Source organism: Thiolapillus sp. (genome assembly GCF_048562965.1).
Classification (GTDB): Bacteria; Pseudomonadota; Gammaproteobacteria; order Chromatiales; family Chromatiaceae; genus Thiolapillus; species Thiolapillus brandeum_A.
Map to the genome: position 1 here is coordinate 1 of NZ_JBHNMF010000496.1, position 2,424 is coordinate 2,424.

General features: G+C 52.8%; 2 protein-coding genes. One reads left to right on the plus strand and one right to left on the minus strand.

Features of this window, described 5'->3' with window-relative positions; translation table 11 throughout:
• Positions 1 to 2,154, minus strand: a 2,154-nt coding sequence (locus ACOCD2_RS16855) for a DEAD/DEAH box helicase (protein WP_419625812.1), incomplete at its 3' end; no start/stop codon positions are given.
• On the opposite strand from ACOCD2_RS16855, the gene ACOCD2_RS16860 reads away from it, so the two are divergent.
• Positions 2,140 to 2,310: a hypothetical protein gene (locus ACOCD2_RS16860; RefSeq protein WP_419584378.1), complete on the plus strand. Its 171-nt coding sequence runs from the start codon at positions 2,140 to 2,142 to the stop codon at positions 2,308 to 2,310. The genes ACOCD2_RS16855 and ACOCD2_RS16860 overlap by 15 nt on opposite strands.
• Positions 2,311 to 2,424: the final 114 nt, after the last annotated feature.

Consider the following 2,424-nt stretch of genomic DNA (forward strand, 5'->3'; position numbering starts at 1 on the left):
GATGAAATAGGGCTGCAGCTTGCGCGCCTCGGCCTTTTCCATCTCCTCCTTGACTGCATAGAGGTTCTCCAGCGTCATGTGCTGGTCCACCAGGGCGTTACGGTGGATGATCTCTTTGAGGTGATCTGTATCGAGTGCGCCTTCGATTTTCTTCTCCAACCGCGCTTTTACTTCCGGCGACTCGCCATAGCGGATGGCCTCAATGAGCAGATCCTTGAGCGATACGCCCTCGAAGGCTTCGCCCAGAATGTCGAAGACCTTGCCGCCCAGCGCCTGTTTTTCTACCTCCAGTTTTTCAAAGAGTTTTTGGAAAACATCGCCTTCACGGGTTTCTGAAGCCACCAAATTCCAAAGGTGGCAGACCTCGGTCTGGCCAATTCGGTGTATGCGACCAAAACGTTGTTCAAGGCGATTGGGGTTCCAGGGCAAATCATAGTTGACCATCAGGTTGGCGTTCTGCAGGTTGACGCCTTCCCCAGCAGCATCGGTGGCGACCAGCACCAGGACCTCTGGGTCATTACGGAACAATTCCTGGGCCTTGCGCCGATCGTCCCTGTTGACACCCCCATGGATATGGATCACTGCATCCGGGTTGCCCAGCATGCCGGCAATGCGTTCCTTGAGGTAGTTGAGAGTATCCTTGTGCTCAGTAAAGATAATGAGCTTACGGCGGCTGCCTGCATCCGTGTACATTTCTGGGCGATCTTGCAGGAGGTGGGAGAGTTCTTCCCATTTCCGGTCTTGTCCGGACTGCACCACATTGAGAGCCTGACCTTCCAGATCCTTAAGAATTTCGATCTCCGCTTTGAGTTCGGGGATGGTTTCTGCCGCGGTGGCCTGATCAAGCACCTGATCGGCATACTGTTCGTATTCTTCAGGTGTCAGTTCATCTTCCAGTTCATCAAAATTATCCGGGATTTCAATGGACTTCTTGACGACATATTCACCCAGGGTTTCTGCAATTCCATCCTTTTTGAGCTTTTCACCACGCGCAACCAGTTTCATTTCCTCCAGGCGGGATTCCAGACGTTTGCGACGTCGTTTGAGTGACTGGTAGATGGCTTCCGGGCTGGAGGCAAGACGCCGCTGAAGTTGGGTGAGCGCAAATCCGACGGTATTTTTCTTCTTGCCAGAAAGCCGGTCGGCGCGGTTCATTTCATTGCGAACATAATCCGTTACTGCTGCATACAACGCAGCTTCGGGATCAGAGAGCTCATAGTTGGCAGTATAGGCCCTGCGCTCTGGAAACAATGGGGTGCCATCGAATTTGAGCAGTTCCTCTTTCACCATGCGCCGCATCATGTCGGATACATCAACCTTGTGGGCACCTTCTCGGAATTTACCGTAGAAACGATCACCATCGAGCAAAGAGAGCCAGATCTGGAAATCCTCTTCCTTGCCGTTGTGTGGCGTGGCAGTCATCAACAGGAAGTGACGGGTAATGGAACCCAGCAGTTCACCAAGTTGAAAACGCTTGGTCTTGTTGATTTTGTTACCGTAATAGTTAGCAGAAAGCTTGTGAGCTTCGTCGACGACGATCAGATCCCAGTCCGTATTCCTGAGTTTTTCCTGGTATTCCTCATTACGTGAAAGTTGGTCCAGGCGGGTAATGATCAGGTTCTGCTCGTCAAAATAGTTGCCGGAAGCGCATTGCTCCTGCTTTTCACGACTGAAGATCTCGAACTGGATACCAAACTTCTCCAGCATTTCATCCTGCCACTGCTCAGTCAATGCGCCGGGCGCAACAATCAAAATGCGCCTGGCATCGGCTCGCATCAGCAGCTCACGAATTAACAGACCCGCCATGATGGTCTTGCCTGATCCGGGGTCATCTGCCAACACGAAGCGCAACGGTTGGCGGGGAAGCATGGCTTCATAGACAGCGGAAATTTGGTGTGGGAGAGGTTCTACATTGGCGGTATGCACTGCCATCATGGGATCAAACAGGTGGGCCAGGCGGATGCGCAAGGCTTCCAGTCCCAGCTTCAGATCGGTGCCGTCCGCGTCGAAGGCCCAAGGACGACCGGCCTCAGCCAGTTCCAGGCGGGCTTCATTGTCGCGGAAGAGCATCTGTTCCCCCAGCCGCCCCTGGTTGTCCTTGTAATAGACAGTGACAGCGCTGTCGCCCACAGGCTCAGTTTGTACGACGCGCACGATCTCATCGGGCAGGATGCCGCGGATCTGGGCGTCTTTCTTTATGTCTTCGAGTTTGAGCATGGCATATGGAGCGTATTTTGCAAGCATGTCTTCGGCCTCGTGATAGATTTTGGGACATCCCAGTCCCCAAAATCGACTCGGCCTTTGACGTAACTACTCACCCCTAAGATGAGTACAAGCCTGCCTCGATGGATCTACAATCGCTTTTTCATGTCTGTAGAGGCTTGACATCATAGCACGCCGAGTCTATGCTATTGACCCAACACA